Genomic DNA, 25,547 nt, shown 5'->3' with positions numbered 1-25,547 from the left:
GCAACTCTTCAGGGGCCTACCCTCCCGGTAGGCCAGCAGGTGGCGGATACATGTTCTTCGGACGTGACGACAAGAAGGAAGCCCAGAAGCGGGGACTCACCGTCCCGCTCTTGCCCCTTCGGGACATCATCGTGTTCCCGCACATGGTGGTTCCGCTGTTCGTCGGCCGGGAGAAGTCCATCGCGGCGTTGAAGGACGCGATGGCTCACAAGGGGCCGGACGACAAGGCCGTCATCCTGCTGGCCGCCCAGAAGAAGGCCAAGACGAATGACCCCTCTCCTGACGACATCTTCCACTTCGGTACCATGGGCCATGTCATCCAGCTGCTTCCCCTGCCTGACGGCACGGTGAAGGTGCTGGTGGAAGGCGTGCGCCGGGCCAAGGTGAAGAAGTTCCACCCCAACGACGCCTTCTTCATGGTGGAGGTCGAGGAGGTCGAAGAGCAGACGGAGAAGAGCGTGGAGCTGGAGGCGCTGGTTCGCAGCGTCCACTCCGTGTTCGAGGCCTTCGTCAAACTCAACAAGCGCATCCCGCCAGAGATGCTGATGCAGGTCGCCAGCATCGACGACCCGGCGCGGCTCGCTGACACCATCGTCGCGCACCTGTCGCTGAAGCTGAACGACAAGCAGGCGCTGCTCGAGACGGAGTCCCCGGCCAAGCGGCTGGAGAAGCTGTACGAGCTGATGCAGGGGGAGATCGAGATTCTCCAGGTGGAGAAGAAGATCCGCACCCGCGTCAAGAAGCAGATGGAGAAGACCCAGAAGGAGTACTACCTGAATGAGCAGATGCAGGCCATTCAGAAGGAGCTGGGTGAGCGCGACGAGTTCAAGAACGAGATTCAGGAGATTGAAGAGAAGCTGAAGAACAAGCGGATGAGCAAGGAGGCCACGCTCAAGGTCAAGAAGGAGCTGAAGAAGCTCCGGATGATGAGCCCGATGAGCGCCGAGGCCACCGTCGTCCGCAACTACATCGACTGGATCATCAGCCTCCCCTGGTACGACGAGACGCAAGACAGGCTCGACGTGACGGAAGCGGAGACGGTGCTCAACGAGGACCACTACGGCTTGAAGAAGCCGAAGGAGCGCATCCTCGAGTACCTGGCCGTGCAGCAGTTGGTGAAGAAGCTCAAGGGCCCCGTGCTGTGCTTCGTGGGTCCTCCGGGCGTGGGCAAGACGTCGCTGGCGCGCTCCATTGCTCGGGCCACGGGCCGCAAGTTCGTGCGCCTGTCCCTGGGCGGCGTGCGTGACGAGGCCGAGATTCGCGGCCACCGGCGCACGTACATCGGCGCGATGCCGGGCAAGCTCATCCAGTCGCTGAAGAAGGCGGGCAGCAACAACCCCGTCTTCCTGCTCGACGAAATCGACAAGATGTCCACGGACTTCCGAGGCGACCCGAGCGCGGCGCTCCTGGAAGTGCTGGACCCCGAGCAGAACCACAACTTCAACGACCACTACCTGGACCTCGACTACGACTTGTCGAAGGTGATGTTCATCTGCACCGCGAACACGATGCACAACATCCCCGGTCCTCTCCAGGACCGCATGGAGGTGATTCGCATCGCGGGGTACACCGAGCCGGAGAAGCTCTCCATCGCCCGGCGCTACCTCATCCCGAAGGAGCAGGAGGCCAACGGGCTGGCGGACATCAAGGTGGACATCAGCCGAGAGGCGCTGAAGACCATCATCCACCGCTACACGCGTGAGTCCGGCGTGCGCTCGCTCGAGCGTGAGATTGGCGGCGTGTACCGGAAGATTGCCCGCGACGTGCTGAAGAACGGCAAGCGGGACATGGCGGTGGACCGCAAGATGGCGATGAAGTTCCTGGGCACCCCGCGCTACCGCTACGGCGTGGCGGAGCAGGAGGACCAGGTGGGCATCGTCACCGGCCTTGCGTGGACGGAGCTGGGCGGTGAGATTCTCACCACCGAGGCCACCGTGATGCCGGGCAAGGGCAAGCTCATCATCACCGGCAAGCTGGGTGAGGTGATGCAGGAGTCCGCCCAGGCGGCCATGTCGTACGTGCGCAGCCGCGCCGAGCGCTTCGGTATCGACCGCAAGGTGTTCGAGAACTACGACATCCACGTCCACCTGCCGGAAGGCGCCATTCCGAAGGACGGTCCCTCGGCGGGTGTCACCATCTGCACGGCGTTGGTGAGCGCGCTCACGCGGGTCCTCATCCGTCGCGACGTCGCGATGACGGGTGAAATCACCCTGCGTGGACGGGTGCTCCCCATCGGCGGCCTGAAGGAGAAGACGCTGGCTGCGCACCGGGCGGGCATCAAGACGGTCCTCATCCCGAAGGCGAACAAGAAGGACCTGAAGGACATCCCGCTGAAGATTCGCAAGCAGCTGCGCATCGTCCCGGTGGAGTTCGTGGACGACGTGCTGCGCGAGGCGCTGGTGTTGGAGAAGCCGGAGGAGTTCGGCCGCAAGCCGTTCTCCGACAGCCTGAAGGCCGCGCCGCCGGACCTTCCGTCCACGCCCGCCCCCGCCCCGGCCTAGTGCCGGGGTGACAGCGGAGGAGTTTCCTCCGTGAGGTACCGAAGCCAGGATGCCGGCCGACCAGGAGTCGCCGGTCTCCTGGCTTCTCCTTTTCGGGGGAGCGGCGCTTCGGGGTACAACGTGCTCCGGTGGCTCCTCGCGCGCGACTCGCCTGGTGGTGTCTCTTGCTGGCCTGGGTGACCGGGGCCTGCGGGCCGTGCGGCTTTCAGCCCGACGCGGGCGTCAAGGTGGTGGTGCCCGCCATGCCCACCACGCTGGACTGGAGTCACTCGGACCCCGAGAGCTGGGCCAACTATCCGGTGATGCTGGCCACGCAGCGGGGGCTCACGGTTCTCGGAGCGGACCACTCGGTGCGGCCGGGGCTGGCGGAGCGCTGGGAGCGCACTCGCGACGAGAAGGGCCGCGAGGTCTACGTCTTCCACCTGCGTCGGGATGTGCGCTGGTCCGATGGCTCGCTGCTCACCGCGCGGGACTTCGTCGTCGGCTGGCGACGTGCGCTGCGCGGGCGGGAGCGCGGGGAGATGGCGGACCTGGATGGCGCATCGGAGGTGCTGGCGCTCCAGGAGCGGATGGCGCCCGAGGCGGACCTCCGCGCGGCGATGGAGCGCGTGGGCGTGGAGGCCGTGGACGCGCACACGCTGCGGGTGACGCTGGTGCATCCACGCAGCTACTTCCTGGCCCGTGTGGCCAACGTCTACATCTTCTATCCGGCGCCAGCCGCGGACCTGGAGGGCAGGGCGGATGAGGAGGTCCGTGACTACTTCGATCGGCCTCGTGACGGACGTCCGCTGGCGCTGGGGCCGTACCGCGTGGAGAGCTGGGACCGCGCGGGCGAGCGGGTGCGGTTGGTGTACAACCCGCGCTCGGCGTTTCCTCCGCCGCTGGTGCCCGGCGAGGCGCCCGTGCCCGTCATCACCTTGATGAAGTCGGAGATTGGCCCGGCGCTGTACGAGCGGGGCCGCGTGGACTTCGTCTTCGTGGACAGTGCCGCGGCCCTGCGCGTGAAGCGGCCCGAGGACCTGCAGCGCGAACCCTTGCTGTCGACGTACTACCTGGCCTTCAACACGGAGCGCGCTCCGCTGGACAGGCCCGAGGTGCGTCGCGCGCTGTCACGGGCGTTGGACCGGGAAGCGCTGGTGGCGGGGTTGCTGCCGGCTTCGCGTCCGTCGCATGTGTTGTTGCCTCCGGAACTTCCGGGTGCGGCTTCGACGGAGGAGGCGGCGCGACTGCCGCACTACGAGCCCGAGCGCGCGAAGCAGGAGCTGGCTGGGGTGCCCGGGTTGGAGCGGCCGTTGCGGCTCGTGTATCGCGCTGGGGACAACTTCGTGCCGGAGGTCGCCATCGCGGAGCGCGTGGCCGCGCAGCTGGCTCGCGTGGGTGTGCAGGTGGTGCTGGAAGCGCGCTCGGATTTCATGGCGGAGGTGGCTCGGCGCACGGCGCAGGGGCCTCGCGCGTATGACCTGTATCTGCGCCGATTGGGCGGGGACTACGCGCACCCGAATACGTTCTTCACGCTCTTCGAGCGCGAGGGCAACCATCAGACGGGCTGGGAGACGCAGGCGGGTGGGGAGCCGATGGGGCGCTTCGAGCGACTCCTGGAGGCGGCGGATGGCGAGGCGGATGAGGCCCGCGCCCATGCGCTGTACACCCAGGCGCAGGAGGTGCTGGTGGGGGAGCAGGCGGTGATTGCGCCGCTCTACCACCCGGACCGCTACTTCCGTGCTCGGGACACGCTTCGCGGTCTGGACGTGGACCCGTTCAACTTCCTGGCGCTGCGCACGCTGCGCCGGTCTGCTCCGGAACCGAAGCAGGCCGAGGTGGCGCCATGACGGCGATGCTTGTGGCGCGTGGCGCAGGCACCATCATGGCGGCTCCCGGTGGAACCGTGGCGATCCGAGGTCACGCCATGAAGGCAGGGCGCTTGTGGCATATGGCGCTGGCCCCACCAGGGTTGCGGCTCCCGGTGGAGTCGCAGCGCGCCGAGGTCACGCCATGAGGTCGGTGCTCCAGAAGCTGGCGCGACAGCTCGTGCTGGTACCGCTCGTGGCGGTGGCCTCGTACTTCCTCATGGCGATGCTGCCGCTCACCACGGAGAGCGAAGCGAAGCGACAGGTGTCACCGGAGCTGGCCGCTTCGTATCGACGGGACCTGGGCATCGGTGAGCCGCTGGGCTTTCTTCGGCCGTGGCAGAAGCTCTGGCGCGGCGAGCGACTGGGCACGAGCGCGCAAGGAGTCACCGGTGACGAACTGGCGCGCAAGCTGTCCGGCAGTGTCGGTGTCGGACTGCTCGCGCTGCCCCTGGCGCTGACGTGGGCGCTCGGCTTCGCGATGGTGCGTACGCGCTGGCGTCGGGGCCGCTGGGCCGCGCTGGGCGATGTCGTGCCCGCGCTGGCCTTCGGCACCCCTGTCTTCATCCCCGCGCTCCTGCTCGCTCCCGCCGTGGTGGAGCGCGGCAACATGCTGCCGGAGCTTTGCGCCGCGCTCGTCACGTCCATCTGGCCCGGCATCTTCCTGGGCACCCTGGTGGGTGACTCGCTGGAGACGGAACTGTCGCGCGACTACGTGCGCACCGCGTTGGGCAAGGGGCTCGCGCCCGGCACGGTGCTTCGCCGTCACGTGTTGCCCAACGTGCTGCCCGCCTTGTTGGACGCGGTGGGGCCGGTGGCCACGGCGCTGCTCGCCGGCTCGTTCGCCGCCGAGCGTGTGCTGGGCCTGCCGTACTTCGGTCAGCTCTACGTCCTCGCCGTCCTCAATAAACAGGTGGCCGTCGTCGTGGTGGCCACCACCACCTTTGCCTCGCTGCTCGTCGTCGTCAGCCTCGCGGTAGAACTCACGCGGTATGCGGTGGACCCTCGCTCACGAGAAGCCCGCGCATGAGGCCTGTTCCTGCATCCACCTGCTCAGGAGCGGGGTCGTGCGATGCGCTGATTCCGCGCACGTGTCACGCGCGCCCCGCGCGCGGCTTCGTGAGACCGTGGTCGTGTGACTCGCTGATGCCACGCCCACGCGGGGCTCGCCGTATGCGCGGTGTGGTGAGCCCGAGGTCGCCGGTCCCACCCGAGGTGCCCGCATGAGTCGCGTCCCTGCTCGCGCCACCTTCGGGCTCATCCTCCTCGTCGGCCTCGGCGTGCTGAGCCTCGTGGCTGGGCGCCTGTTCCCTGACTGGCTCGCCAGCACCTGTCCGCTGGGCGTGGACCCGACGCGGCCGGACCGCACCGTGTGCGAGCTGGCCTTTGGTGGGCTCTGGGTGTCCCTCGCCGTGGGCCTGTGCGCGGGCGGGCTGTCCACGCTCATCGGTCTCATCGTCGCGGCCGTGGCTCGACTCGTCGGTGGCGCGTGGGAACAGGCCCTGCTGCGCGGCGTGGACGCCGTCTTCGCCCTGCCCGACGTGCTCGTCGTCATGGTGCTCCAACTCGCGGGCCAATCCCTCGCGGACGCGGGACACAGCGGCGGCCTGGGCCCCTTCGGATTGATGGTGGCGTCACTCGCGCTCGTCGGCTGGGCGGGCCCCGCTCGCATGTTCCGCAATCGCTTGGCCACACTGGAAGGACAGGAGTTCGTCGCCGCGGCCCGAGCACTCGGCGGTGGCGGCACGCACGTGTTGCGCGTCCACCTCTGGCCCGCCCTGCGCCCCTTCGCCCTGGCCGTGTTCCTCAGCCGCCTGCCCACCGCCATCCTCACCGAGTCCACCGTGAGCTTCTTCGGCATCGCGCGAATGGAGCCCATGTCGCTCGGGCGCTACCTGGGTACCAGTTACGCGGCCCTCATCTACGAGGGCGGCGCTCGCGTCGTCCTGCCCGCCTGGGCGCTGCTCGTCCTCCTGGTGCTCGGCGCTTCGCTCGCCTCACAGGCACTCTCGGCGAGCCCTCGCAAGGCCACCTGAGCAGGCACCGGGGCACCGGTGGGTGTGAGGAATTCCCACCGTGGAAATGTGGGTTCCCATCACACGGAAACCTTTTGCCCAACCGGTGCCCTCATGTCCCTGCCTACCACTGAAGAGACCATCCCCGTGCTCGGCCACGACGCGAAGGAGCGCACGGAACGCAGCGACGAGTTGAAGGTGGAGACCGTGCGCAGCTCGGTCCTTGTCGTGGAGGATGATCCATCCCACCGCGAAATCCTGGTGGAGATGCTGGCGGGCTGGGGATACGAGCCCATGCCCGTGGGCAGCGCCGAGGAGGCGGAGTTCGCCGTGCGCAACAAGCGCATGGATGCCGCCATCGTCGACGTGTTCCTCCCCGGTCGCAGCGGCGCCACGCTGATGTCCCGACTGCGCGAGCGCTTCCCGCAAGCGGTCCTCATCGGCGTGAGCGCGATGAGCGACGCGGCCATGGCGCGCAAGTGCAAGGGCCTGGGCGCGGACCTCTTCATCGGCAAGCCGCTCAACCCGGAGCGACTCTCCGAGGCGCTGCAGTCCAAGCACACCAGCTGGCACTGAAAGCCAGGGCGGCGGCGTGCTCGGAGCGAGCCCCGACGGGGGCGGTTCCGGTTGCGCCGCCCGCTCGAACGGTTGATGCTCGGCTCGTGAAGAACCTCGCTCCCGGCTTCCTGCTGGCCATGCCTCAGCTCGGGGACCCCAACTTCTACCGCTCCGTCATCCTGATGATTGAGCATGGGGAGTCCGGCTCCATGGGGCTCGTCGTCAACCGGGGCGCACCGCTGACCCTGGGCGAGCTGGCGCGCGGGCAGAACCTGGACATCCACACGGAGCGCACCAGCCAGCCCGTCTTCGTCGGCGGCCCCGTGGAGCCTCAACGGGGCTTCGTGCTGCACGACGACGGAGGTGTCCTGGAGAAGCACTCGGTGCTTCCCGGACTGTTCCTCAGCGTGACGCTGGATGCCCTGGGGCCGCTGCTGGAGCGCGGGGCGCCCCGCCTGCGCTTCTGCCTGGGCTATGCGGGCTGGGGACCCCGGCAACTGGAGAGCGAGATTGCCGCCGGCTCCTGGCTCTTCACCGAGGCCAGCGCGGACGCGGTGCTGGATATGGAGCCTGGCAAGTTGTGGGAGACGACATTGCGTGGCATGGGCGTGGACCCAGCCATGCTGGTGATGGGAAGGGGAATGAACTGATGCTTGACGCAGACTTCGTCCGCAGCCGAATCCTGGAGGCCCTGCCGGGCTCCGAGGTGGAGGTCCAGGACACCACGGGGACGGGCGACCACTTCGAGGCCCGTGTCATCAGCCCCGACTTCGCCGGTAAGGCGATGGTTCAGCAACACCAGCTCGTGTACGCGCCGCTCCAGCAATGGCTGAAGTCGGGCGAACTGCATGCCCTGGCCCTTAAGACCTACTCGCCCGAGCAGTGGAAGAAGCTCGGGAACCGCTAACGAAGGAGACCCATCCATGAACCCAGAGCTCAAGGCCCGGTTCGACGAGCTGACCCAGTCGCACCCCATCGTCCTCTTCATGAAGGGCAATGCCCTGTTCCCCCAGTGCGGCTTCTCCGCGCGGGCGCTGCAGATACTCCAGCCCCACGGTGAGGTCTTCACGGTGGACGTGCTGTCCGACCCCGCCATTCGCCAGGGCATCAAGGACTACACGAACTGGCCCACCATCCCGCAGATCTTCATCCGCGGGCAGTTCGTTGGCGGCGTGGACATCCTGGCCGAAATCGCGGAGCGCGGCGAGCTGACCGACCTGGTCGCTGGCAAGCCCCCGGCCTGACCCGGGCTGGAGGGGGGAGGGGAGATTTGCTCCCCTCCTGCGGGTAGAATGGGTGGCCGCTCCCGCGAGGAAACACCGTGGTCACCGCCACTCAGCCCAACCCGTCCGAGAAGACCGAAGAGACCGCAGACCCGTCGGGTGCCCCGCCGGTCTCCAACGCCGCCACCAACGCCGCTGTCGTGTTGACGGATGCCCCACCGGGCGTCGCGCCCGCGGTGGTGGACCCCGATGACCTGGTGGCCACGGCGAAGACGCCCACGCTGATGGAGAAGGTGCAGGCGTTCCGCACCCGGCACGAGAAGTGGGAGATGGCCGCCTTCTTCTTCGGCGGCTTCCTCTACGACATCGTCTCGCTCAGCCGCATCGACGACACGCTGACGATGGTGCAGAGCTTCGCGTACCTGCTCATCCTGGCGACCCTCATCCTGTTGGAGCAGCGCTTTCCGGAGGGCACGCCGCCCCCGGGGGTGCTGTCGAAGGTGTGGCGCTGGCGCGAAGACGCCATCCACTTCTTCTTCGGAAGCCTCCTCAGCGTCTTCATGCTGCTCTTGTTCAAGAGCACGTCGGGCTTCACGCCGTACCTCTTCATCGTGGGCCTCTTCGGCCTGCTGGTGGCCAACGAGCTGCCGCGCTTCCGGCAACTGGGCCCCATCGTCCGCGTGTCGCTGCTCAGCCTCTGCGTGACGATGTACTTCGCCTTCCTCCTGCCCGTGCTCATCGGCCGGATGGGCTTCTGGGTGTTCCTGCTGGCCGTGTCCCTGGGCTGCGCGAGTGTGTTCGGGCTGATGCGGCTGATGGAGCGCCTGCGCCCGGATGTCGAGTACGTGGTGCGCAAGGTGGCCCTGCCGGGCTTCGGCGTACAGGCGGCGCTGCTGATCTGCTACCTGGTGGGCGTCATCCCGCCGATTCCCCTGGCCGTGCAGTACTCGGGCATCTTCCACGAGGTGAAGCGCGTCAGTCCGGGCCTGTACCAGCTCACCTCGGTGGACGACTCGCTCTGGTACAAGCCGTGGACGTGGTTCGGCCCGGACTTCGTGATTCGGCCCGGCGACAAGCCGTACTACTTCTTCCGCATCTTCGCCCCGAAGCACTTCGCGCCCTACAAGGTGCGCGTGCGCTGGTACTACGACCACCCGGAGAAGGGCTGGACGACCAGCGGCAACGGCTTCATCGCCAACGTCAGCAGCAACGGGACGGACGGCGGCTACCGCTTCTACGCCACCACGTCCAACCTGAAGCCCGGCAACTGGCGCGTGGTGCTGGAGACGGAGGCCGGGCACGAAATCAACCGCCTGTCCTTCACCGCCGGTCTGGACACTCGCACCGAGCCGCGCGACCTCAAGGTGGAGTACTCCACGCTCAAGGAGATCATCCCCCTCTCCGCCGAGGAGTGGGCGAAGACGCGCAAGCCTACCGACAAGGTTCCGGGTGAGACGGCACCGCCCGCGTCGGCTCCGACCGACGAAGCCCCCATCCCCGTGGAAGTCGCACCCTCGCCCACGCCCTAGTCGCGCGCAGGGCCGTCACTTCGCGCGAAGCCCTGTGAGATACTGAGCTCATGCTTCCTCGCCGCAAGTCCTCCCATGCGCGGTCCTGGCTCCTGCCGGGAACGCAACTCGATTACGAGATTGCGCGCGCCGTCGACATGACGTTCGAGGACGGCGAGGGCTTCGCGCCGGTGGCGGGCGGGCTGGCCATCTGGCACCTGGACCGGTGGCTCGCGGGTTCGCGGGCGACGGTGTACTCGCTCTACGAGACGCTGGGCGGCATGTGTCCCATGGGCCTGTCCACGCTGGAGCGCACGCACTTCGAACAGCGGCTCAAGCAGCGGTTGGAGCGGGCCCTTCTCGATGGCGAACTGACGGTGCGCGAGGTGCCGCTCGTACGCCACGTGCCGCCTCCGTTCACCGAGCCGGTGGTCATCGAACGCGAGGCTCCTATGGAGCGTCCCGCGCCCCCGCCTCCCGCGCCCGAGCAGGACATCGCCGCGCAGGTGCGCGCCTTGCGACAGGCGGCCGCCGACGGCACGCCCTTCTGCGAGGAGTGCGCGAAGAAGGCCCTGCAAGGGCCCCAGAAGCGCGCCGCCTGAAGGGGAGAACGAGGATGTCACCGCGCGCCAGACACTTGTCAGCGTTGCTCTGGGCCGCTCCGGAAGAGGGCTCGCCTCCGCTGGAGCGCTACGCCCTGCTCGACGCGGCCCGTGAGCCGCGCGTGTACTCGCTGATTCGCTGGGAGCCCGCCGCTTCGTGTCTCTACGAAGGGCGCATTCCCGCCGAGCTGGCCGAGGTGGCTCCCTACCTGGTCCGGCTGCGGCCCGATGCTCCTCTCCTGGGAGAGCTGCTCGGTACGGGGTGGGGCCGCGCGTGGGGGCTCTACGTCGAGGCGCCCGTCGCGCCGGAGTTGCTGCGCCGTCACTTCCGACGGTTCCTCAAGGTCCAGGACGAGCGGGGCAAGCGCCTCTACTTCCGCTACTACGACCCTCGAGTGCTCCGGACGTACCTGCCCACGTGCAACGCCGAGGAGCTCCAGTTCGTCTTCGGTCCCGTCCGCTCGTTCCTGATGGAGGACGAGGAGGGCTCGTCGCTGCTGCGCTTCTCGCTGCGCGACGGGGAACTCCTGCTCCAGCGCGTGCCGCTCCTGGCCGACACCGTCGCCGCCTGAGCTGCCGTGTTTCTTGTCGCGCGCGGGCGGCGGGGCGCCTGCCCAGATACCTGACATATCGCTGTCACGCCCGAGGGTCATGGTGCGTCTTACGAAGCCGTCGAGCTTCCGGACCCGCCCAGGACCCCAGGCCCCATGATTCCCATCCCCTTGATGTTCTTGCCTTTCCCCTTCATTCCGGCCGAAGAGACGCGCTCCAGGGTGGGCGGTGCGAAGAACCCGGGACGTCGCCAGCGCGTGGTTGCCGCACCCCGGAATGTGAAGGAGGTCGTCTTGTCGCCTCGAAGCAAGAGCCCGGCATCCGCCACCACCCCGCGTCGGAGCGGGAAGGGTGGACTGGCTCCGGTGCTGACGACGCGGGAGCTCAACCGGGCCCTGCTCCAGCGGCAGTACCTGCTGCGCCGGACGGCCAGCTCGCTCCCGGAGGTGATTGAGCACCTGGTGGGGCTTCAAGCGCAGGCCGGCAACGCGCCCTACCTGGCTCTCTGGACGCGGATGAAGGACTTCCAGCTCGACGACCTGACGCGGTGCTACCAGGAGCGCACCGTCGTTCGGGCGACGATGATGCGGTCCACGCAGCACCTCGTCACCGCGCGCGACTTCCAGCGCCTGCGGCCCACGCTCCAGGCGGTCCTGGACCGGATGATGAAACAGAGCGTCTATCCGCGGGAGCTGGTGGGGTTGGACCTGGACCTGGTGGTCGCCGAGGGACGGAAGCTGCTCGCCAAGGAGCCCTTGAGCACCGTGGAGTTGGGGCGTCGCCTCCAGGCGCGCTGGCCGGAGCGGGATGCTCGTGCGCTGAGCTTCGTGGTGCGGGTGGCCGAGCCGCTCGTCACCGTGCCTCCTTTCGGGACGTGGGGCGTGGGCGGAGAGGTGGAGTTCGCCACGTCGAAGTCGTGGTTCGGTGAGCCGCCAGGCCCCGCGCTGCCCCTGGAGGACGTGGTGCTGCGCTACCTGGGCGCCTTCGGTCCCGCGAGCGTGAAGGACATGCAGGCCTGGTCCGGGCTGATTCGACTGGCGGACACCGTCGAGCAGCTTCGTCCTCGGCTGCGAACGTTCCGCGACGAGCAGGGGGTCGAGCTGTTCGATGTGCCGGACGCGCCTCGGCCGGAAGGGGACACGCCGGCTCCGGTGCGCTTGGTGGCGGAGTTCGACAACCTGCTGCTGTCGCATGCGGAGCGCTCGCGCATCATCTCCGAGCCCTACCGCAAGCGTGTCTTCACCATCAACGGCATCATCCGCCCGACGGTGCTGGTGGATGGCTTCGTGCGAGGGATGTGGAAGCTGGAGCGCGAGAAGGAGCGCGTCACGCTGCGCATCGAACCCTTCGAACGGATTGCGCGCGAGGACCGCGCGGCGCTGACGGAGGAGGGGGCGCGGCTGCTCGCCTTCGCGGCTCCTGACAGCCCGTCCCACGACGTCCACTTCGCGCCGGTGTCCTGACGCGAACGGGGGGCGTCGGGCTTCGCGCCACAAGGTGGGCTCGGAGCTTGTGACTCCGAGCCCCGCGTCGGGCGCCGAGAGTCGGACCGTCGGGCCCGACTCCGTCGCCGCGTGCTACTTGCGCTTGCCGGCCTTCGCCTTCTTCGCGGGGGCCTTCTTCGCGACGCGGGCCTGGGGCTTCTTCGCGGCGGACTTCTTCGCCTTCGCGGCCGGGGCCTTGTCGGCATTCCACAGGCCGCCCATCCACGCCTCGATGTCCTTCACCGTGCGCGGGATGTTGGCGGAGAGCACCTTGCAACCCCGGGCGGTGACGACGAGGTCGTCCTCGATGCGCACGCCGATGCCTCGGTAGCGCGCGGGCACCGTGAGGTCGTCCTTCTGGAAGTACAGGCCCGGCTCCACCGTGAGCACCATGCCCGCCTGGAGCTTGCCGTACTTGTAGGCCTCCTGCCGCGCCTGCGCGCAGTCGTGCACGTCCAGGCCGAGCATGTGGCTGACGTTGTGCAACGAGTAGCGCTTGTAGAACTGGTGCTCGTCCTTGAGCGCCTCGGCCGCGCTCTCGAGGATGCCCAGCTTCTGCAGCCCCTCGGCCAGCACGCGCATGGCGGCGCGGTTGGGCTCCATGAAGTCGTTGCCCGGCTTCACCGCCGCGAAGGCCGCCTCCTGCGAGGCATACACGAGGTCGTAGATGGCCTTCTGCTCCGGTGTGAAGCGCCCGGAGATGGGCAGCGTGCGGGTGATGTCCGCCGTGTAGAGCGTGTGGCCCTCCACGCCCGCGTCCAGCAGCAGCAGGTCCCCGGGAACCAGCGGGCCGTCATTGCGCGTCCAGTGCAGCACGCACGCATGCGAGCCGCTGGCGGCGATGGTGTTGTAGCCCACGTCATTGCCTTCCACGCGGGCGCGGAGGTTGAACACGCCCTCCACGTAGCGCTCGCTCTTGGCGACCTTCAGGCTGCGGATGACGTCCTCGAAGCCGCGCTGCGTGGCGTCGATGGAAATCTGGAGCTCGCGCAGCTCCTGCGAGTCCTTGATGAGCCGCATCTCCGACAGCGTGGTGGCCAGCGCCTTGTCGCGCTCGCCGCCCTCCGTCACCGCGCCGTCCACCTTGGCCGAGTGGCCGCGCAGAACGCGCGAGGGCTTCGTCGCCGCGCCCTTGAGGCCCGTCAGGTAGTCCGCGAGCGTGTCCAGGCCGCGCGCCTCGTCCACGTCATGTCGCGCGCGGCTCTCCGGCACGCCCAGGCGCGGGCCCACCCACAGCTCGCCCTTCACGCGGTCCGTGAAGAACGTCGCGTTGGCGCGGCCCGGGTTGGGCTCCACGAAGAGGATGTCCGTGTGGCCACCGCCGTCCTTCGGCTCCAGCACCAGCACGCAGTCCGGCTCCAGGTTGCCCGTCAGGTAGTAGAAGTCCGTGCCGGGGCGGAAGCGGAAGTAGGTGTCGTTGGCGCGCACCTTCTCATGGCCCGTGGGGATGACCAGCGTCTCGCCGGGGAACGCCTGTGACAGCGCCTTGCGACGGGCCTTGAAGGCGTCCGCGTACTTGATGCGCGGAGGCAGCTTCTGCGCGGAGGGCTTCCACTGCTGAAGCATGAAGTCCAGCAGCGCGGGCGGCGGCACCGAGTCGTGGCTGGCGGGCTTCGCTGGCGCCTGCGGCTCGGACGTGACGAGGGGCTGCTGCTCACCGACCGCGGGCTGCGAGCTGTCGGAAGCGACCGGGGACGAAGGGATGGACGTGGCCATGGCGAGGCACTCTTCAACAGCGCCTCGCGCTCCTCAAGCCCGAGATGCATCCTGACGCGGAGCAGTGTCTTCCGCGAGAAGGGCTACTTGCCCGACGAGCACGGGAACCGCCGTCTCCACCCTGAGGATGCGAGGCCCCAGGGAGAACGGCCGAAAGCCGTGGGACTCCAACAGTTGGGCCTCGAACGACACCCAACCCCCATCGGGGCCGATGGCCAGGACGGAGCGCTGGCCGGGGGATGCTGACACGGCGCGCAGTGGCTGGCTCGCGGGCGGGTGGGGGAGCAGGCGGACGGCATCGGGGGGAAAGACGGTGTCGAGTTCGTCCTCGACGAAGGGGCGGAAGCGCTCGCGGACGAGGACCTCCGGCAGGTGGGTGTCGCGGGCCTGCTCCAGGCCCTGGAGGAGCAGCTCTCTCACGAAGGCGCCGTCGAGCACCTTGGAGTCGAAGTAGCTCTTCTCCACCCGGGCCGCGTTGACCAGGACGATGCGGTCCACGCCCAGCGAGGCCACGGCGGGGAGGACCTTCTTGAGCGCCTTGGGCCGGGGGATGGCGAGCAGCAGGTCGATACGGGCGCGCGGCGGAGGCGGCTCGGTGAGGTCCACGCGCAGGTGGAGGACGCCGGGGCTGTTCTCCAGCACTTCGCCGGTGCCGATGAGTCCGCCCAGGCGGCCGACACGCAGGGATTCGCCGGGCTCGGCGCGGAGCACTTCGCGCGCATGCTGGGCGCGGCGGCCGGTGAGGCGCGCGGTGCCGTCCGGAAGGAAGTCCTCGTCGAAGAGCAGCAGCAGGTTCACGGGGAGCTTCTGTACCCCGGCCAGGGGGCGCCGTGGGTCCCTTCTTCCCTCCGGGGTGGCCCTGGAGCGCCCGGCTCCCTGACAGGTGGGGCGCCCTTCCACCAGCAGTGCTTGCCCGGCCCCGGGCCGTGCCGTAAAGCCGGGCTGTGCGTAACCTTTGTCTTCGCTGCCATCGCCCCGAGAGCACCTGCTACTGCTCGCAACTGCCGCCTCGGTTGGACACTCGCACCCGCGTCGTCTTCCTCCAGCACCCGCGTGAGCGCCGCGTGGCCATTGGCACCGCGCGCATGGCGCACCTGGCGCTGGCCAACTCCGAGCTTCACCACGGCGTCGACTTCACCGGCCACTCCCGGCTGGAGGAGCTGGCCGCGGACCCCGGGTCCGTCGCGGTCCTCTTCCCTGGTGAGGACGCCATCTCCGTGGAGCAGGCGCGCGCGCATCCGCCGAAGACGCTCATCGTGGTGGATGGCACCTGGCCACAGGCGAAGAAGGTCGTCGCCCGGAACCCGCTGCTCGCCGGGCTGCCGCGCATCGGCTTCGTGCCTCGCCGGCCGAGCAACTACCGCATCCGCGCGGAGCCCGCGGACCACTGCGTCTCCACCATCGAGGCGGTGGTGGAGATCCTCGGGCTGCTGGAAGGTGAGCCGGAGCGCTTCGACACGATGTTGAAGGCGTTCGAGTACATGGTGGACACGCAGTTGGGGCGACAGTCGACGCGGACGTCGCCGAACCGGCGGCGCATCCACTTTGGTCCGTGGCGTCCGCCGCAGGAGCTGCGCTCGCTGGCGGAGGACTTCGAGAACCTCGTCGTCTTCTACGGCGAGGCGAATGCGCACCCGACGGGTGCGGACATCCCGCCGGAGCTGGTGCACGTGGTGGCCTGTCGTCCGGCCACGGGCGAGCGCTTCGAGGCCATCATCGCGCCCGAGCAGCCGCTGGCTCGCAGCACGACGTTGCACGTGGAGCTGTCGGAAGAGGTGCTGCGCGCGGGTGAGCCTCGGGTGCAGGCGCTGGAGCGGTTCGAGCGCTTCCTTCGTCCCGATGACGAGCTGGCGGTGTGGACGACGTTCGCGCTGGACCTGCTGTGGAGCGGCGGTGTGCAGCGCAGGCCCGCGAGGAACGTGCGGCTGGCCACGGCGCGTGCGCTGGAGGGCAAGGCCGGTGGCGTGGAGCACGCGATGGAGCTGCTGGCCGGTCCGGACGTGCCCTCGTGGGCACCTGGGCGCGCGGGCACGCGCATCCGCGCGCTGGAGTCCGTGCTGCGCGTGCTCGTGGAGCGTGGCCTCGCCCAGGAGCCGATGAAGCGGGTGAAGCAACAGCGCACAGGCACCGAAGGCTGACGCGTCGGGCACCGGGGTGCTCGCGGGCCTCGGCTGGTGAGTGGGCGATGTGGGCTTCGCGCCTGTCGCGACCGCCGAGCGCGTTCAGCTCGCCCGCGTGATGCGGGATTCGCGCGCGGCGTCATGTCGTGCTGGGGCCGCACGAGGGGATACCGGCTGGCCTCATGGCGCGAGGCCGTGTGCCGGGGTTCAGGGCAGCAGCGCGGTGCCGGCCTCGCGTGCGTACCGGCCGCGCGGGAAGTCGTTCAGGTACTGGCGATACTCCATCTTCGCGTCCTGCCCCTGGAGTCGCTCCTCGAAGCAGCGTGCGCGCAGATAGCGCGCCTGCTCGCGGTGGTCCGTGCGCGGGCTCTTGTCCGCGATTTCCTCCAGGCCCGCGAGGAAGTTCTCACACGTCCGTGGCCCCATCTGGATTCGCGCGTAGCCCAGGAACCGCTCGTCAGCGTCCTTCGACAGCAGGGACATCGGAATGAGTCCCTCCTTCTTCTTGGGCTGAGGACGCTCCGCCACCTGCACCGGCGGTTTCGTCTCGGGAACGTTGGGAGCCAGCTGCGCGGGAGGCAGCTTCTCCGTCACCGACGGCGCGGGGTAGGGCGCGAACTCCTGCGTGGGGTCCGCGGGATTCCGAGGAGTGGAGGCCGGCGAGGGCGTTGACGAGGCCACCGCGGTCGGCGGCGGTGACGTGGGCTCCACGGGGGACTTCTCCTTGACCTCCGATGCCTCTGGCGGAAGCGGAGCTTTCTCCTGTCGAGACTTCATGGATGCGGCCACCACCTTCGACTTGCGCTCCACCTTGTGGGAGGGCTCCGTCGCGAGGGCCGGCTTCACGGTGCTCGGCGTCTGGGGGGCATGGGCCACCGCCGGCACCACGCTCGGAGCTGCCTCGGGTGTGCTCGCACCTGTCGGCACCGTCGGGCCTGGCTCCTGCGTGGACGACTCGGTGGGAAGGTCCATCGAGTCGAGCGCATCACGGTCCGGCGCGGACAGCGGCTCCTGCTTCAGCGCGCCCCCCTGCTCGGACAACTCCACGCGCTCGCCCGCGCCCACCATCCGCGCGGACTGGCCCTGCAGCTCCACGCGGACTCGACCTTCGGACACCGCCACCGAAGCCCCCAGGGCCGTGCGCTCCACGGTGAACACCGTGCCCACCACCGACACTCGCAGGCCCGCGACGTCCACGAGGAAGCCACGGCGCTCCGCATGCGAGGCCTTCACGGACACCCGGCCCTGGCGCACCGTGAGGTGCACGTCGCTCGCCTCCGCGCGAGACAGCTCCACCTCCGAGTCCGACGACAACCTCACCCGGCTCGCGTCCGGCAGGCGCAACATCGCGGAGGCTCGCGCCGGAGTCTTCACCGCCGCCCCCGAGCGCAAACGCATCCCGGCCCGCAGCTCTCGCTCCGCGCCGCCGCGCTCGCGCATCACCGCGCCCGTCGTGCTCTCCGCTCGGGTCGAATCCTGCTCGGCGGGGGACGTGGGCGTGCCCATCGCCACCGTCGCCTCGGGAGGCGGAGCCGCTTGCTCCGCGAGCACCACTTCAGGAGGACGGGGACTCACGGACGGCCCTGTTGGACGGCTCACCCAGAGCGCGAACACCACGGCGCAGGTTCCCGCGAGCGCGAGCGCCCAGGGCCACGTCGGTCGGAATGACTTGTCCGCCCGTCGCGCGCTCACCGTTCTCACGGGCGACAAGGTCGCGGTGGACTTCCCCTCCTGTCGCGCGTGTTCCTCGCTCCCGGAGCGTCGCGCCGTCGCGGTGCTCCACGGCCATCGGGACCGCCAGGACTTCACCTCCAGCCGCGCGGCGGCCTCGGCGCGCAGCTTCGTGCCCACCGCGTCCCAGTTCACCTGGGGCTCCACGCTCCTGGCCTCGTGCAGCACGGCGCGGCTGGCCCGCACCTGCTCCCACTCGGCGGTGCACGTCGCGCAGCTCGACAGGTGCGTGCGCGTGCTCGCCGTCTCCTCGGCGCTCAGCTCGTTCGCCGCCAGCGCCCACAGCGCCCGTGCCTCAGGGTGCGCCATGAGGGCCTCCAGGGCGGCGGGTGGCGAGCAGTCGCTGCATGGCCTCGTTGAACTCCAATCGCGCGTGGTGCAGGCGGCTGCGGACGGTGTTGGGAGAGCTTCCCACGGCCTCGGCGATTTCGTCCGGGCTCATTCCGCACAGCTCGTAGTACACGAAGACGATTCGCTTCTTCGGCTTGAGCTTCTCCAGCGCCGCCTCCACCAGCCGAGCGGCCTGCCGCCGCGACGCGGCACGCTCCGGGTCCTCGTCTGGAGACTCTTGCTCGGGCGGCTCCGCGACCGAGTCCTCGGGCCTGCGCCGCTTCCAGCGCAGATGCGACAGCGCCACGTTCGAGCACACCCGGTAGAAGAACGTCCGGAAGCGCGACTCGCCCCGGAAGCCCTTCACCGCCGTCAAGAGCCGCAGGTACACCTCCTGGAGCAGGTCCTCCACGTCCACGCGATTGCCCACCAGGTGCCGCAAGGTGCGCGCGGCGTCCACCCGGGTCAGCTCGTAGAGGTGCTCGAAGGCCGTGGTGTCTCCTTCCTGGAGCCGGCGCACCAGCGACTGGAGCTGGGGCTCATCCGACGTGGGAGGTGAGGAAGGGCCCTGTCCAGGGCGCTCCTCGGGCGAGGCGGCCGGCGCCAATGCCTGGGCTTCGCGGAAGATCACCGGACGCTCTCCCTCCGGGACGCGCCATGAGGTCCCCCCCTGTAGGAGCGCCCCACCGTCCATGTGAAAGGTCCAGGCCAGCACACTACCTCCGTGCCCCTGGGTCGCCGCAGCGACGTGACCCGATCAAAAAAGATTTTTGATCAGCCGTCAGCGCCTTGGAGTCGAACGCGGGTGAAACCGGACAACCCACCCGGTGGCCGGACCGGTTCCCCGAAGCATGGAGTCCCCGCTCATGAGGCACCACCCCGCACGCGGCCTGCTGGCGCCGCTCCTCGTGTTGTTCGCATTCTCTGGCTGCATCATCCACGAGAACGATGACAGTTGGCTGGACGACGAGGAACTCTGCTACTGCGCCACCAACGCCGACTGTGACGCCGACCAGTACTGCCGCGCGGGCTACTGTCGCGACCTGGGGCCCAACGCGGATCGGTGTACCTCCACGCTCGAATGCCCCGGCACGGAGATCTGCATCAACTCCGTCTGCAATCAGCCCTGCACCCGCACCGCCGAGTGCTCCTCCGGTGGCAGGTGCGAGGACGGCTTCTGCACCCCGAGTAGCTCGCGGCCGCCGCGTGACGGCGGCACTCCCGATTCCGGCCCGAAGCCCGACGGTGGCCCTCGCCCGGATGGCGGCGGTCGTCCCGACGCGGGTCCTCCCGACGGTGGGCATCCTCCGATGGATGCGGGTCCGGGGCCCGTGTGCCAGGTGAACGCGGACTGCGGCACGGGGAACTACTGCATCAACAACCAGTGTCACCGTGGCTGCGCGACGGATGGGCAGTGCTCCAGCACCGAGGCGTGTGTCTTCGGCGTGTGCCGCCCGCGTCCGCCGGACCCGAACGCGTGCCGCACGGCGGCGGATTGCTCGGGTGGCAAGGACTGCGTGGACGGCCAGTGCCGTGCGCAGTGCGAGTCCACCACGCAGTGCCCCGCGGACCAGTCCTGCCAGATTGGCTACTGCCTGCCCATTCCCCACGGCGGTGAGTGCCGCGCCAACTGCGAGTGTCCCTCGGGCCAGGTCTGCACGAACGGCCAGTGCCGCTCCACGGAGCCGGAACCGGGTCAGACGTGCCTGGCGAACTGTGACTGCCCCTCCGGCCAGGTCTGCACCAGCGGCTACTGCCGTCCTCCCGCGCCGCCGCCTCCTCCGCCCGACGCGGGCCCGGGCAATGCCTGCGCCGCCAACTGCGACTGTCCTTCAGGTCAGGTGTGCACGAACAACTACTGCCGCGCGCCTCCGCCTCCGACGCCGCAGGATGCGGGCACCACCACCGTGTGCCGCGCCAACTGCGAGTGCCCGGCGGGAGAGGCCTGCATGGAGGGCGCGTGCAAGCCCGTCAACCGAGGGAGTGGCAAGGCCTGCGTGGCCAACTGCGAGTGCCCGGCGGGAGAGCGCTGCCAGGAAAACGTCTGCTGGCTGTAGTCCGTCATGACGGGTGGCGCGCTGAGGTCCGTCCTCAGGGCGCCACCATCCGCCAGCAGCGGTGGATGTCCTTGCGCTGGAAGTCCTCGGGGATGGAGGCCGGTGTGAGCTCCTCCACGGACTTCCAGCCGCGCGTCGCCTTGGCGTCGAGCTGAAAGCCGAGGAAGTTGTTGGAGAAGTAGAGGACGCCTCCGGGTGACAACAGTGTCCGGAGTGCGTCCAGCAGGCGCGGGTGGTCTCTCTGCACGTTGAACGAGCCCGTCATCTTCTTCGAGGTGGAGAAGGAGGGCGGGTCGCAGACGATGAGGTCAAAGCGCTCGGGGCCCCGGGCCTGGGCCTCCACCCACGCCTTCGCGTCCGCGCGGATGAGTTCGTGGCGCGAGCTCGCCAGTCCATTCAGGTCCAGGTTGTCCTCGGCCCAGTCCAGGTACGAGTTGGACAGGTCCACCGTCACCGTGCTCGCGGCGCCACCCGCGGCGGCGTACACGGTGAACGCGCCCGTGTATGCGAAGAGGTTGAGGAAGCGCTTGCCCCTGGCCTCCTCGCGCACGCGCTGCCGGGTGTCGCGGTGGTCCATGAAGAGGCCGGTGTCCAGGTAGTCGCCCAGGTTGACCCAGAACTTCAGGCCCCGCTCCTCCACCACGAGCCGTCCACTGCCCTGGCCCACGCGGCCGTACTGCGCGCGGCCCCACGGCTGGGGCGTGTGCGTCTTGACGAAGACGCGCTCGGCGGGCACCTCCAGCACCTCCGTCACCGCCGCGAGCACCTCCGTGCGCTGCGTCTCCGCCGTGCCGGACTTGAGCGCGCGTCGGCGCGGATACTCGGTGACGTGGACGCAGTCGCCGTAGATATCCACCGCGAAGGGGTACTCGGGGATGTCCCTGTCGTAGACGCGGAACGACGTCAGCCCCCGGGCCTGGGCCCACTTGCGAAAATGCTTCGCGCCCTTGCGCAGCCGGTTGGCGAACATGGCCGCCTCGGTCGTCCCGGGTGTCTCGTTGCCGCCGTTGCCGTGAGTATCGTGTGGGTCAGCCATCTCGGCCCCACTCATCCCTGACTCGCGGACGGACGACAAGCTCGGAGAGGCCGCTTCGGGCGGTCAGGTGACGAAGCGCACGCCCCCCGCGCGGGCATTGCGGCGAGTGCTGGGGGAGGGAAGACTCGGCGCCATGAGTGTGCGCGTCGAGAAGAGCGGCCCCATCACCACCGTCGTCCTCCAGCGGCCCGAGGTGCGCAACGCGGTGGACGGCGCCACCGCCCAGCTCCTGGCTGACGCCTTCCGCGCCTTCGATGCCGATTCCGACGCGCGCGTGGGGGTGCTGTACGGCGACGGCGGCACCTTCTGCGCGGGCGCGGACCTCAAGGCCGTCTCCGAGGGCCGCATGCCGCGCCTTCAAGTCGACGGAGACGGCCCCATGGGCCCGTCGCGCATGGTGCTGGGCAAGCCCGTCATCGCGGCGATTTCAGGCCACGCCGTGGCGGGTGGCCTGGAGCTGGCGCTGTGGTGCGACTTGCGCGTGGCGGAGGAGGACGCGGTGCTGGGCGTCTTCTGCCGGCGCTGGGGCGTGCCGCTCATCGACGGCGGCACCGTGCGTTTGCCCCGGCTCATCGGCCTGTCCCGGGCCATGGACCTCATCCTCACCGGACGCCCCGTGTCGGCTCAGGAGGCGCTGGCCATGGGACTGGTCAACCGCGTGGTGCCCCGGGGGCAGGCACGCGAGGCGGCCGAAGCGCTCGCCCGGGAAGTGGCCGCGTTTCCGCAGGCTTGCATGAACGCGGACCGGGCTTCGGCCTACGCCCAGGGGGGCCTGGGCCTGGAAGAAGCGCTGCGTCAGGAGTTCGTGGGGGGCGTGAAGGTGCTGGAATCGGAGTCCATCGCCGGGGCCACCCGCTTCGCGAAGGGGGCGGGGCGGCACGGGACGTTCGAGTAGGGCAGCGGGGCTGATGCACGGCCCAGGGGGCTGTGTTACTCCCCCGCCCATGCGCTTCGACACTCTCGCCATCCATGCCGGTCAGGAGCCGGACCCCACGACGGGCGCCATCATGACCCCCGTCTACCTGACCTCCACCTACGTCCAGGACGGGCCCGGAGAGCACAAGGGCTACGAGTACAGCCGGACGCAGAACCCCACCCGCAAGGCGCTCCAGGACTGTCTGGCCGCGCTCGAGGGCGCGAAGTACGGCGCCGCCTTCGCCTCCGGCCTCGCGGGCACGGACATGCTGATGCACATGTTGGATCACGGTGACCACGTCATCGTCTCCGACGACGTCTACGGAGGCACCTTCCGCCTCTTCGACAAGGTCTACAAGCGCTGCGGCCTGAACTTCTCCTTCGTCGACCTGTCCGACCCGAGAGCCTTCGAGGCGGCGATTACGCCGAAGACGAAGATGGTGTGGGTGGAGACCCCCACCAACCCGATGCTCAAGCTCATCGACCTGGCGCGCATCGCCGAGGTCGCCAAGAAGCACAACATCCTCGCCGTCGCCGACAACACCTTCATGACGCCGTACTTCCAGCGCCCGCTGGACCTCGGCTTCGACGTGGTGGCGCACTCCACCACCAAGTACCTCAACGGACACAGCGACGTGGTGGGCGGCTTCGTCTGCACCAGCCGCGAGGACGTGGCCGAGCGGATGTACTTCCTCCAGAACGCGGTGGGCGGCGTGTCCGGCGCCTTCGACAGCTTCCTCGTGCTGCGCGGCGTGAAGACGCTCCATGTCCGCATGGACCGCCACGCGCACAACGCGATGAAGGTGTCCCAGTTCCTCGCCACGCACCCCAAGGTGAAGAAGGTTACCTACCCGGGCCTGGAGACGCATCCGCAGCACGCGCTCGCGCGCCAGCAGATGACGGGCTTCGGCGGCATGCTGACGTTCGACATCCACGGCGGCCTGGAGGCGGCGCGCCGCTTCCTCAAGACGGTGAAGGTCTTCGCCTGCGCGGAGTCGCTCGGCGGCGTCGAGTCCCTCATCGAGCACCCGGCCATCATGACCCACGCCTCCGTGCCCAAGGAGACGCGCGAGAAGCTCGGCATCGCCGATGGCTTCATCCGCCTGTCCGTCGGCATCGAGGACTCGCGCGACCTCATCGATGACCTGTCCCAGGCGCTCGACGCGGTGAAGTAACCGCGAAAGGCCCCGCGCCTTGCGGGCTTCCAAGGGCCTCCCCGCTCCCTCGCACACGGGACGCGCGGAGGCCCTTCGTCTGTCCACGCCCTGCCAACCGTGGCTCGCGCTCGGCTGCCCTGCCGCCTGGGGGGAAGGGCGAGTGTTCACAAATGGAATGTCGCCAGATGGGTTCCGTTTGGGCTCCCATCATGAGCGACCGACGCAATCTCTCCACATGCTTCCTGGGCGTGCTGCTCGCGGCCGTTGCTGGCTGCGACGAGCTCCCCGCGTCCGCCGACCAGGACGTCGTTCCACCCGAAGTCCCCACGACGGAGTCGCAGGTCTCCGAGGCCGCCTTGACGGCGCCCGACTGCCGCATGCTCGCCACCGCCTCCGTGACGGCGAGCGGTGACGACGGTGATGGCAGCGTCGCGGCCAACTCGCAGGACGACAACCTGGACACGCGCTGGAGTGGTCCGGGCAAGGGCGCGTTCCTCATCATGGACCTGGGCGCGTCCCAGACGCTGGTGGGGACGACTGTCGCGTGGCACCGGGGCAACGAGCGACAGAACCACTTCGTCCTCTCCACGTCCGAGGACGGCGCCACCTTCACCCAGGCGTATGCGGCCGACAGCGCATTGAACAATCAGGCGCAGACGTATGCGTTCAGCGCGCGCAAGGCCCGCTACGTGAGCATCACCGTGAATGGCAACACGGTGAATGACTGGGCCTCCATCGCGGAGACGCGCGCGTGTGGTGAGCAGACCGTGCCGCCCGCGCCCACCGCCGACTCCGGACCGGTGTTGCCGCGCCTGCCGTACCTCCAGAGCGTGGGGCCCACGAGCGCCATCGTCGTGTTTCGCTCCGGCGTGTCCTGCACGCCCTTCGTCCGCTTCGGCGAGGGCACGTTGCTGGCGCGCACTGCGACGGCCACCGTCGCGGGCTGGCGTCACGCGGTGAAGCTGGAGGGCCTGCAGCCGGGCCGCGCGTATGGCTACAGCGTGGAGGCGTGTGGCTCCGTCACGGGGCTGCGGACGTTCCGCACGGCGTCGGCGCCGGGGACGCGGCGCGTGCGCTTCACCACGATGGGTGACTTCGGCACGGGCGGCTCCGCGCAGTCGAAGGTGATGGCGATGATGAACAAGCCGGAGTGGCGCGGAGAGTTCCTCGTCGCGCTGGGGGACAACGCCTACTCCTCCGGTACCGAGCAGGAGTTCCAGGACCGGATGTTCAAGCCCATGGGGGCCCTGCTGCGCGAGGTGCCGGTGTTCCCCTCGCTGGGCAATCACGAGTACGTGACGAACCAGGGGCAGCCCTACCTGGACAACTTCTACCTGCCCACCAACAACCCGGCGAAGAGCGAGCGCTACTACTCGTTCGACTGGGGCAACGTGCACTTCACCGCGCTCGACTCCAACTGCGCCATCGGAATGGCGTCTTCGGACCGGTGCTCGGCGGCGGCGCAGAAGACGTGGGCCGAGCAGGACCTGGCGGCCAGCGCGCTGCCGTGGAAGGTCGTCTTCTTCCACCACCCGCCCTGGTCCAGCGGAGAGCACGGCTCGCAGCTCACCATGCGCCGCACGTACGGCCCGCTCTTCGAGAAGTACGGCGTGGACCTGGTGCTCACCGGGCATGACCACAACTACGAGCGCAGCAAGCCGATGAAGGGAGACGCCGTGGCGCCGTCGGGCACGCGTGGCATTCCCTATGTCGTGGTGGGCAGCGGCGGCGCGACGCTGCGCCCCTTCGCGGGCAGCCAGCCCTCGTGGACGGCCCTGCGCGACAACCAGGTGTATGGCTTCATGGACGTGGTGGTGGACGGCGGCACGCTGACGGCGCGGCTCATCACCTCCACGGGGACTGTGCGCGACACCCTCACGGTGACGAAGTCGCTGCCGGCGGTGCGCACGTCGTCCCAGGCCCAGACGCTGGAGCCGATGGAGACGGTGCCTGGACCCGTGGATGACCCGGCCCACATGCCGGAGAGCCTGAGGGTTCGGCCTCCGCTGCCTCCAGCGGACCGGCTGGAGGACGTGGCCGACGCGCCTGAGCCTCCCGCGCGAACCGAAGCCCCCGAGTCCGAGTAGGCCCGGCATCACGACGCCGGGGTTGAACAGGGCCTCCCGTGCTCCCTCCCTGGAGTCGGGAGGCCCTTCATCGCTCCAGCGGTGGTGGGGCGCGGGTGCCACGGCGCG

The 25,547-nt window shown here is 69.1% G+C and carries 22 protein-coding genes; 17 read left to right on the top strand and 5 right to left on the bottom strand.

The features are described 5' to 3' along the window. The first annotated feature begins 50 nt into the window (after positions 1–50). The 12 genes from lon (at position 51) to HUA76_RS42475 (ending at position 12,269) form a co-directional block, all read left to right on the top strand. A complete protein-coding gene (lon, locus tag HUA76_RS42530) occupies positions 51–2,501 on the top strand; it encodes an endopeptidase La (RefSeq protein WP_141642433.1) in 2,451 nt (816 codons plus the stop codon). Between the two features lie 242 nt (positions 2,502–2,743). Then, the gene (locus tag HUA76_RS42525) at positions 2,744–4,330 is read left to right on the top strand and encodes a peptide ABC transporter substrate-binding protein (RefSeq protein WP_254614867.1); all 1,587 of its coding nucleotides are present in this window, start codon (positions 2,744–2,746) and stop codon (positions 4,328–4,330) included. 163 nt (positions 4,331–4,493) lie between these two features. Beyond that, positions 4,494–5,378 (top strand): ABC transporter permease subunit, encoded by an 885-nt coding sequence (locus HUA76_RS42520; RefSeq protein ID WP_141642431.1) that lies wholly within the window; start codon positions 4,494–4,496, stop codon positions 5,376–5,378. A 193-nt stretch (positions 5,379–5,571) separates the two neighbouring features. Beyond that, entirely contained in the window at positions 5,572–6,384 is an 813-nt protein-coding gene (locus HUA76_RS42515) for an ABC transporter permease subunit (RefSeq protein WP_174464174.1), read from the top strand. Positions 6,385–6,477: 93 nt separating this feature from the next. Then, on the top strand, positions 6,478–6,939 hold the full coding sequence (locus HUA76_RS42510) for a response regulator (protein ID WP_141642429.1): 462 nt from the start codon (positions 6,478–6,480) through the stop codon (positions 6,937–6,939). Positions 6,940–7,025: 86 nt separating this feature from the next. Continuing rightward, entirely contained in the window at positions 7,026–7,571 is a 546-nt protein-coding gene (locus HUA76_RS42505; protein WP_141642428.1) for a YqgE/AlgH family protein, read from the top strand. After that, entirely contained in the window at positions 7,571–7,828 is a 258-nt protein-coding gene (locus HUA76_RS42500; protein ID WP_141642427.1) for a BolA family protein, read from the top strand. Before HUA76_RS42505 ends, HUA76_RS42500 begins: the two co-directional genes overlap by 1 nt. A 16-nt stretch (positions 7,829–7,844) precedes the next feature. Continuing rightward, entirely contained in the window at positions 7,845–8,165 is a 321-nt protein-coding gene (gene grxD / locus HUA76_RS42495) for a Grx4 family monothiol glutaredoxin (RefSeq protein WP_141642426.1), read from the top strand. Between the two features lie 77 nt (positions 8,166–8,242). Beyond that, positions 8,243–9,673 (top strand): DUF2914 domain-containing protein, encoded by a 1,431-nt coding sequence (locus HUA76_RS42490; RefSeq protein ID WP_141642425.1) that lies wholly within the window; start codon positions 8,243–8,245, stop codon positions 9,671–9,673. A 50-nt stretch (positions 9,674–9,723) separates the two neighbouring features. Next, the gene (locus HUA76_RS42485; protein ID WP_174464173.1) at positions 9,724–10,254 is read left to right on the top strand and encodes a hypothetical protein; all 531 of its coding nucleotides are present in this window, start codon (positions 9,724–9,726) and stop codon (positions 10,252–10,254) included. A 14-nt stretch (positions 10,255–10,268) separates the two neighbouring features. After that, positions 10,269–10,826, top strand: coding sequence for a DUF4123 domain-containing protein (locus HUA76_RS42480; protein ID WP_141642423.1), 558 nt, complete (start codon positions 10,269–10,271; stop codon positions 10,824–10,826). A 273-nt stretch (positions 10,827–11,099) separates the two neighbouring features. Next, positions 11,100–12,269, top strand: a complete 1,170-nt coding sequence (locus HUA76_RS42475) for a winged helix DNA-binding domain-containing protein (RefSeq protein WP_254614854.1) — start codon at positions 11,100–11,102, stop codon at positions 12,267–12,269. A 114-nt stretch (positions 12,270–12,383) separates the two neighbouring features. Here the strand turns inward: HUA76_RS42475 and HUA76_RS42470 are convergent, their stop codons facing one another. Both HUA76_RS42470 and HUA76_RS42465 read right to left on the bottom strand, forming a co-directional pair. After that, positions 12,384–14,006, bottom strand: a complete 1,623-nt coding sequence (locus tag HUA76_RS42470) for an aminopeptidase P family protein (RefSeq protein WP_141642421.1) — start codon at positions 14,004–14,006, stop codon at positions 12,384–12,386. Between the two features lie 33 nt (positions 14,007–14,039). Then, positions 14,040–14,804: a 16S rRNA (uracil(1498)-N(3))-methyltransferase gene (locus HUA76_RS42465; protein ID WP_174464171.1), complete on the bottom strand. Its 765-nt coding sequence runs from the start codon at positions 14,802–14,804 to the stop codon at positions 14,040–14,042. 146 nt (positions 14,805–14,950) lie between these two features. Here HUA76_RS42465 and HUA76_RS42460 point away from each other — a divergent pair, with 146 nt between their 5' ends. Further along, positions 14,951–16,144, top strand: coding sequence for a DTW domain-containing protein (locus HUA76_RS42460; RefSeq protein WP_174464170.1), 1,194 nt, complete (start codon positions 14,951–14,953; stop codon positions 16,142–16,144). Between the two features lie 189 nt (positions 16,145–16,333). On the opposite strand, the gene HUA76_RS42455 is transcribed toward HUA76_RS42460, so the two are convergent. After that, a complete protein-coding gene (locus HUA76_RS42455) occupies positions 16,334–18,166 on the bottom strand; it encodes a FecR domain-containing protein (RefSeq protein ID WP_174464169.1) in 1,833 nt (610 codons plus the stop codon). Beyond that, entirely contained in the window at positions 18,153–18,818 is a 666-nt protein-coding gene (locus tag HUA76_RS42450; RefSeq protein WP_174458571.1) for an RNA polymerase sigma factor, read from the bottom strand. Before HUA76_RS42450 ends, HUA76_RS42455 begins: the two co-directional genes overlap by 14 nt. 235 nt (positions 18,819–19,053) lie before the next feature. On the opposite strand from HUA76_RS42450, the gene HUA76_RS42445 reads away from it, so the two are divergent. After that, entirely contained in the window at positions 19,054–20,244 is a 1,191-nt protein-coding gene (locus HUA76_RS42445; RefSeq protein ID WP_174464168.1) for a hypothetical protein, read from the top strand. A gap of 34 nt (positions 20,245–20,278) precedes the next feature. Here HUA76_RS42445 and HUA76_RS42440 read toward each other — a convergent pair whose 3' ends face one another. Continuing rightward, positions 20,279–21,280, bottom strand: a complete 1,002-nt coding sequence (locus tag HUA76_RS42440) for a class I SAM-dependent methyltransferase (RefSeq protein ID WP_371823607.1) — start codon at positions 21,278–21,280, stop codon at positions 20,279–20,281. A 133-nt stretch (positions 21,281–21,413) separates the two neighbouring features. Between HUA76_RS42440 and HUA76_RS42435 the strand changes: the two genes are divergently transcribed. From HUA76_RS42435 to HUA76_RS42425, 3 genes are all read left to right on the top strand, one after another. Beyond that, positions 21,414–22,175, top strand: a complete 762-nt coding sequence (locus HUA76_RS42435) for a crotonase/enoyl-CoA hydratase family protein (protein ID WP_174464167.1) — start codon at positions 21,414–21,416, stop codon at positions 22,173–22,175. 49 nt (positions 22,176–22,224) lie between these two features. Then, a complete protein-coding gene (locus tag HUA76_RS42430; RefSeq protein ID WP_141642414.1) occupies positions 22,225–23,370 on the top strand; it encodes a cystathionine gamma-synthase in 1,146 nt (381 codons plus the stop codon). A 191-nt stretch (positions 23,371–23,561) separates the two neighbouring features. Beyond that, positions 23,562–25,439 (top strand): metallophosphoesterase, encoded by a 1,878-nt coding sequence (locus HUA76_RS42425; RefSeq protein WP_174464166.1) that lies wholly within the window; start codon positions 23,562–23,564, stop codon positions 25,437–25,439. The last annotated feature ends 108 nt before the right edge of the window (positions 25,440–25,547 follow it).

The organism is Myxococcus sp. CA056 (assembly GCF_013336715.1).
Taxonomy (GTDB): domain Bacteria; phylum Myxococcota; class Myxococcia; order Myxococcales; family Myxococcaceae; genus Myxococcus; species Myxococcus llanfairpwllgwyngyllgogerychwyrndrobwllllantysiliogogogochensis.
This window is presented reverse-complemented; position numbering and strand designations above follow the sequence as displayed.

Coding starts and splice junctions, on each gene's coding strand:
- lon (WP_141642433.1), top strand. CDS start 51: ATGTTCTTCGGACGTGACGACAAGAAGGAAGCCCAGAAGCGGGGACTC.
- HUA76_RS42525 (WP_254614867.1), top strand. CDS start 2,744: ATGCCCACCACGCTGGACTGGAGTCACTCGGACCCCGAGAGCTGGGCC.
- HUA76_RS42520 (WP_141642431.1), top strand. CDS start 4,494: ATGAGGTCGGTGCTCCAGAAGCTGGCGCGACAGCTCGTGCTGGTACCG.
- HUA76_RS42515 (WP_174464174.1), top strand. CDS start 5,572: ATGAGTCGCGTCCCTGCTCGCGCCACCTTCGGGCTCATCCTCCTCGTC.
- HUA76_RS42510 (WP_141642429.1), top strand. CDS start 6,478: ATGTCCCTGCCTACCACTGAAGAGACCATCCCCGTGCTCGGCCACGAC.
- HUA76_RS42500 (WP_141642427.1), top strand. CDS start 7,571: ATGCTTGACGCAGACTTCGTCCGCAGCCGAATCCTGGAGGCCCTGCCG.
- grxD (WP_141642426.1), top strand. CDS start 7,845: ATGAACCCAGAGCTCAAGGCCCGGTTCGACGAGCTGACCCAGTCGCAC.
- HUA76_RS42485 (WP_174464173.1), top strand. CDS start 9,724: ATGCTTCCTCGCCGCAAGTCCTCCCATGCGCGGTCCTGGCTCCTGCCG.
- HUA76_RS42480 (WP_141642423.1), top strand. CDS start 10,269: ATGTCACCGCGCGCCAGACACTTGTCAGCGTTGCTCTGGGCCGCTCCG.
- HUA76_RS42470 (WP_141642421.1), bottom strand. CDS start 14,006: ATGGCCACGTCCATCCCTTCGTCCCCGGTCGCTTCCGACAGCTCGCAG.
- HUA76_RS42455 (WP_174464169.1), bottom strand. CDS start 18,166: ATGGCGCACCCTGAGGCACGGGCGCTGTGGGCGCTGGCGGCGAACGAG.
- HUA76_RS42445 (WP_174464168.1), top strand. CDS start 19,054: ATGAGGCACCACCCCGCACGCGGCCTGCTGGCGCCGCTCCTCGTGTTG.
- HUA76_RS42440 (WP_371823607.1), bottom strand. CDS start 21,280: ATGGCTGACCCACACGATACTCACGGCAACGGCGGCAACGAGACACCC.
- HUA76_RS42435 (WP_174464167.1), top strand. CDS start 21,414: ATGAGTGTGCGCGTCGAGAAGAGCGGCCCCATCACCACCGTCGTCCTC.
- HUA76_RS42430 (WP_141642414.1), top strand. CDS start 22,225: ATGCGCTTCGACACTCTCGCCATCCATGCCGGTCAGGAGCCGGACCCC.
- HUA76_RS42425 (WP_174464166.1), top strand. CDS start 23,562: ATGAGCGACCGACGCAATCTCTCCACATGCTTCCTGGGCGTGCTGCTC.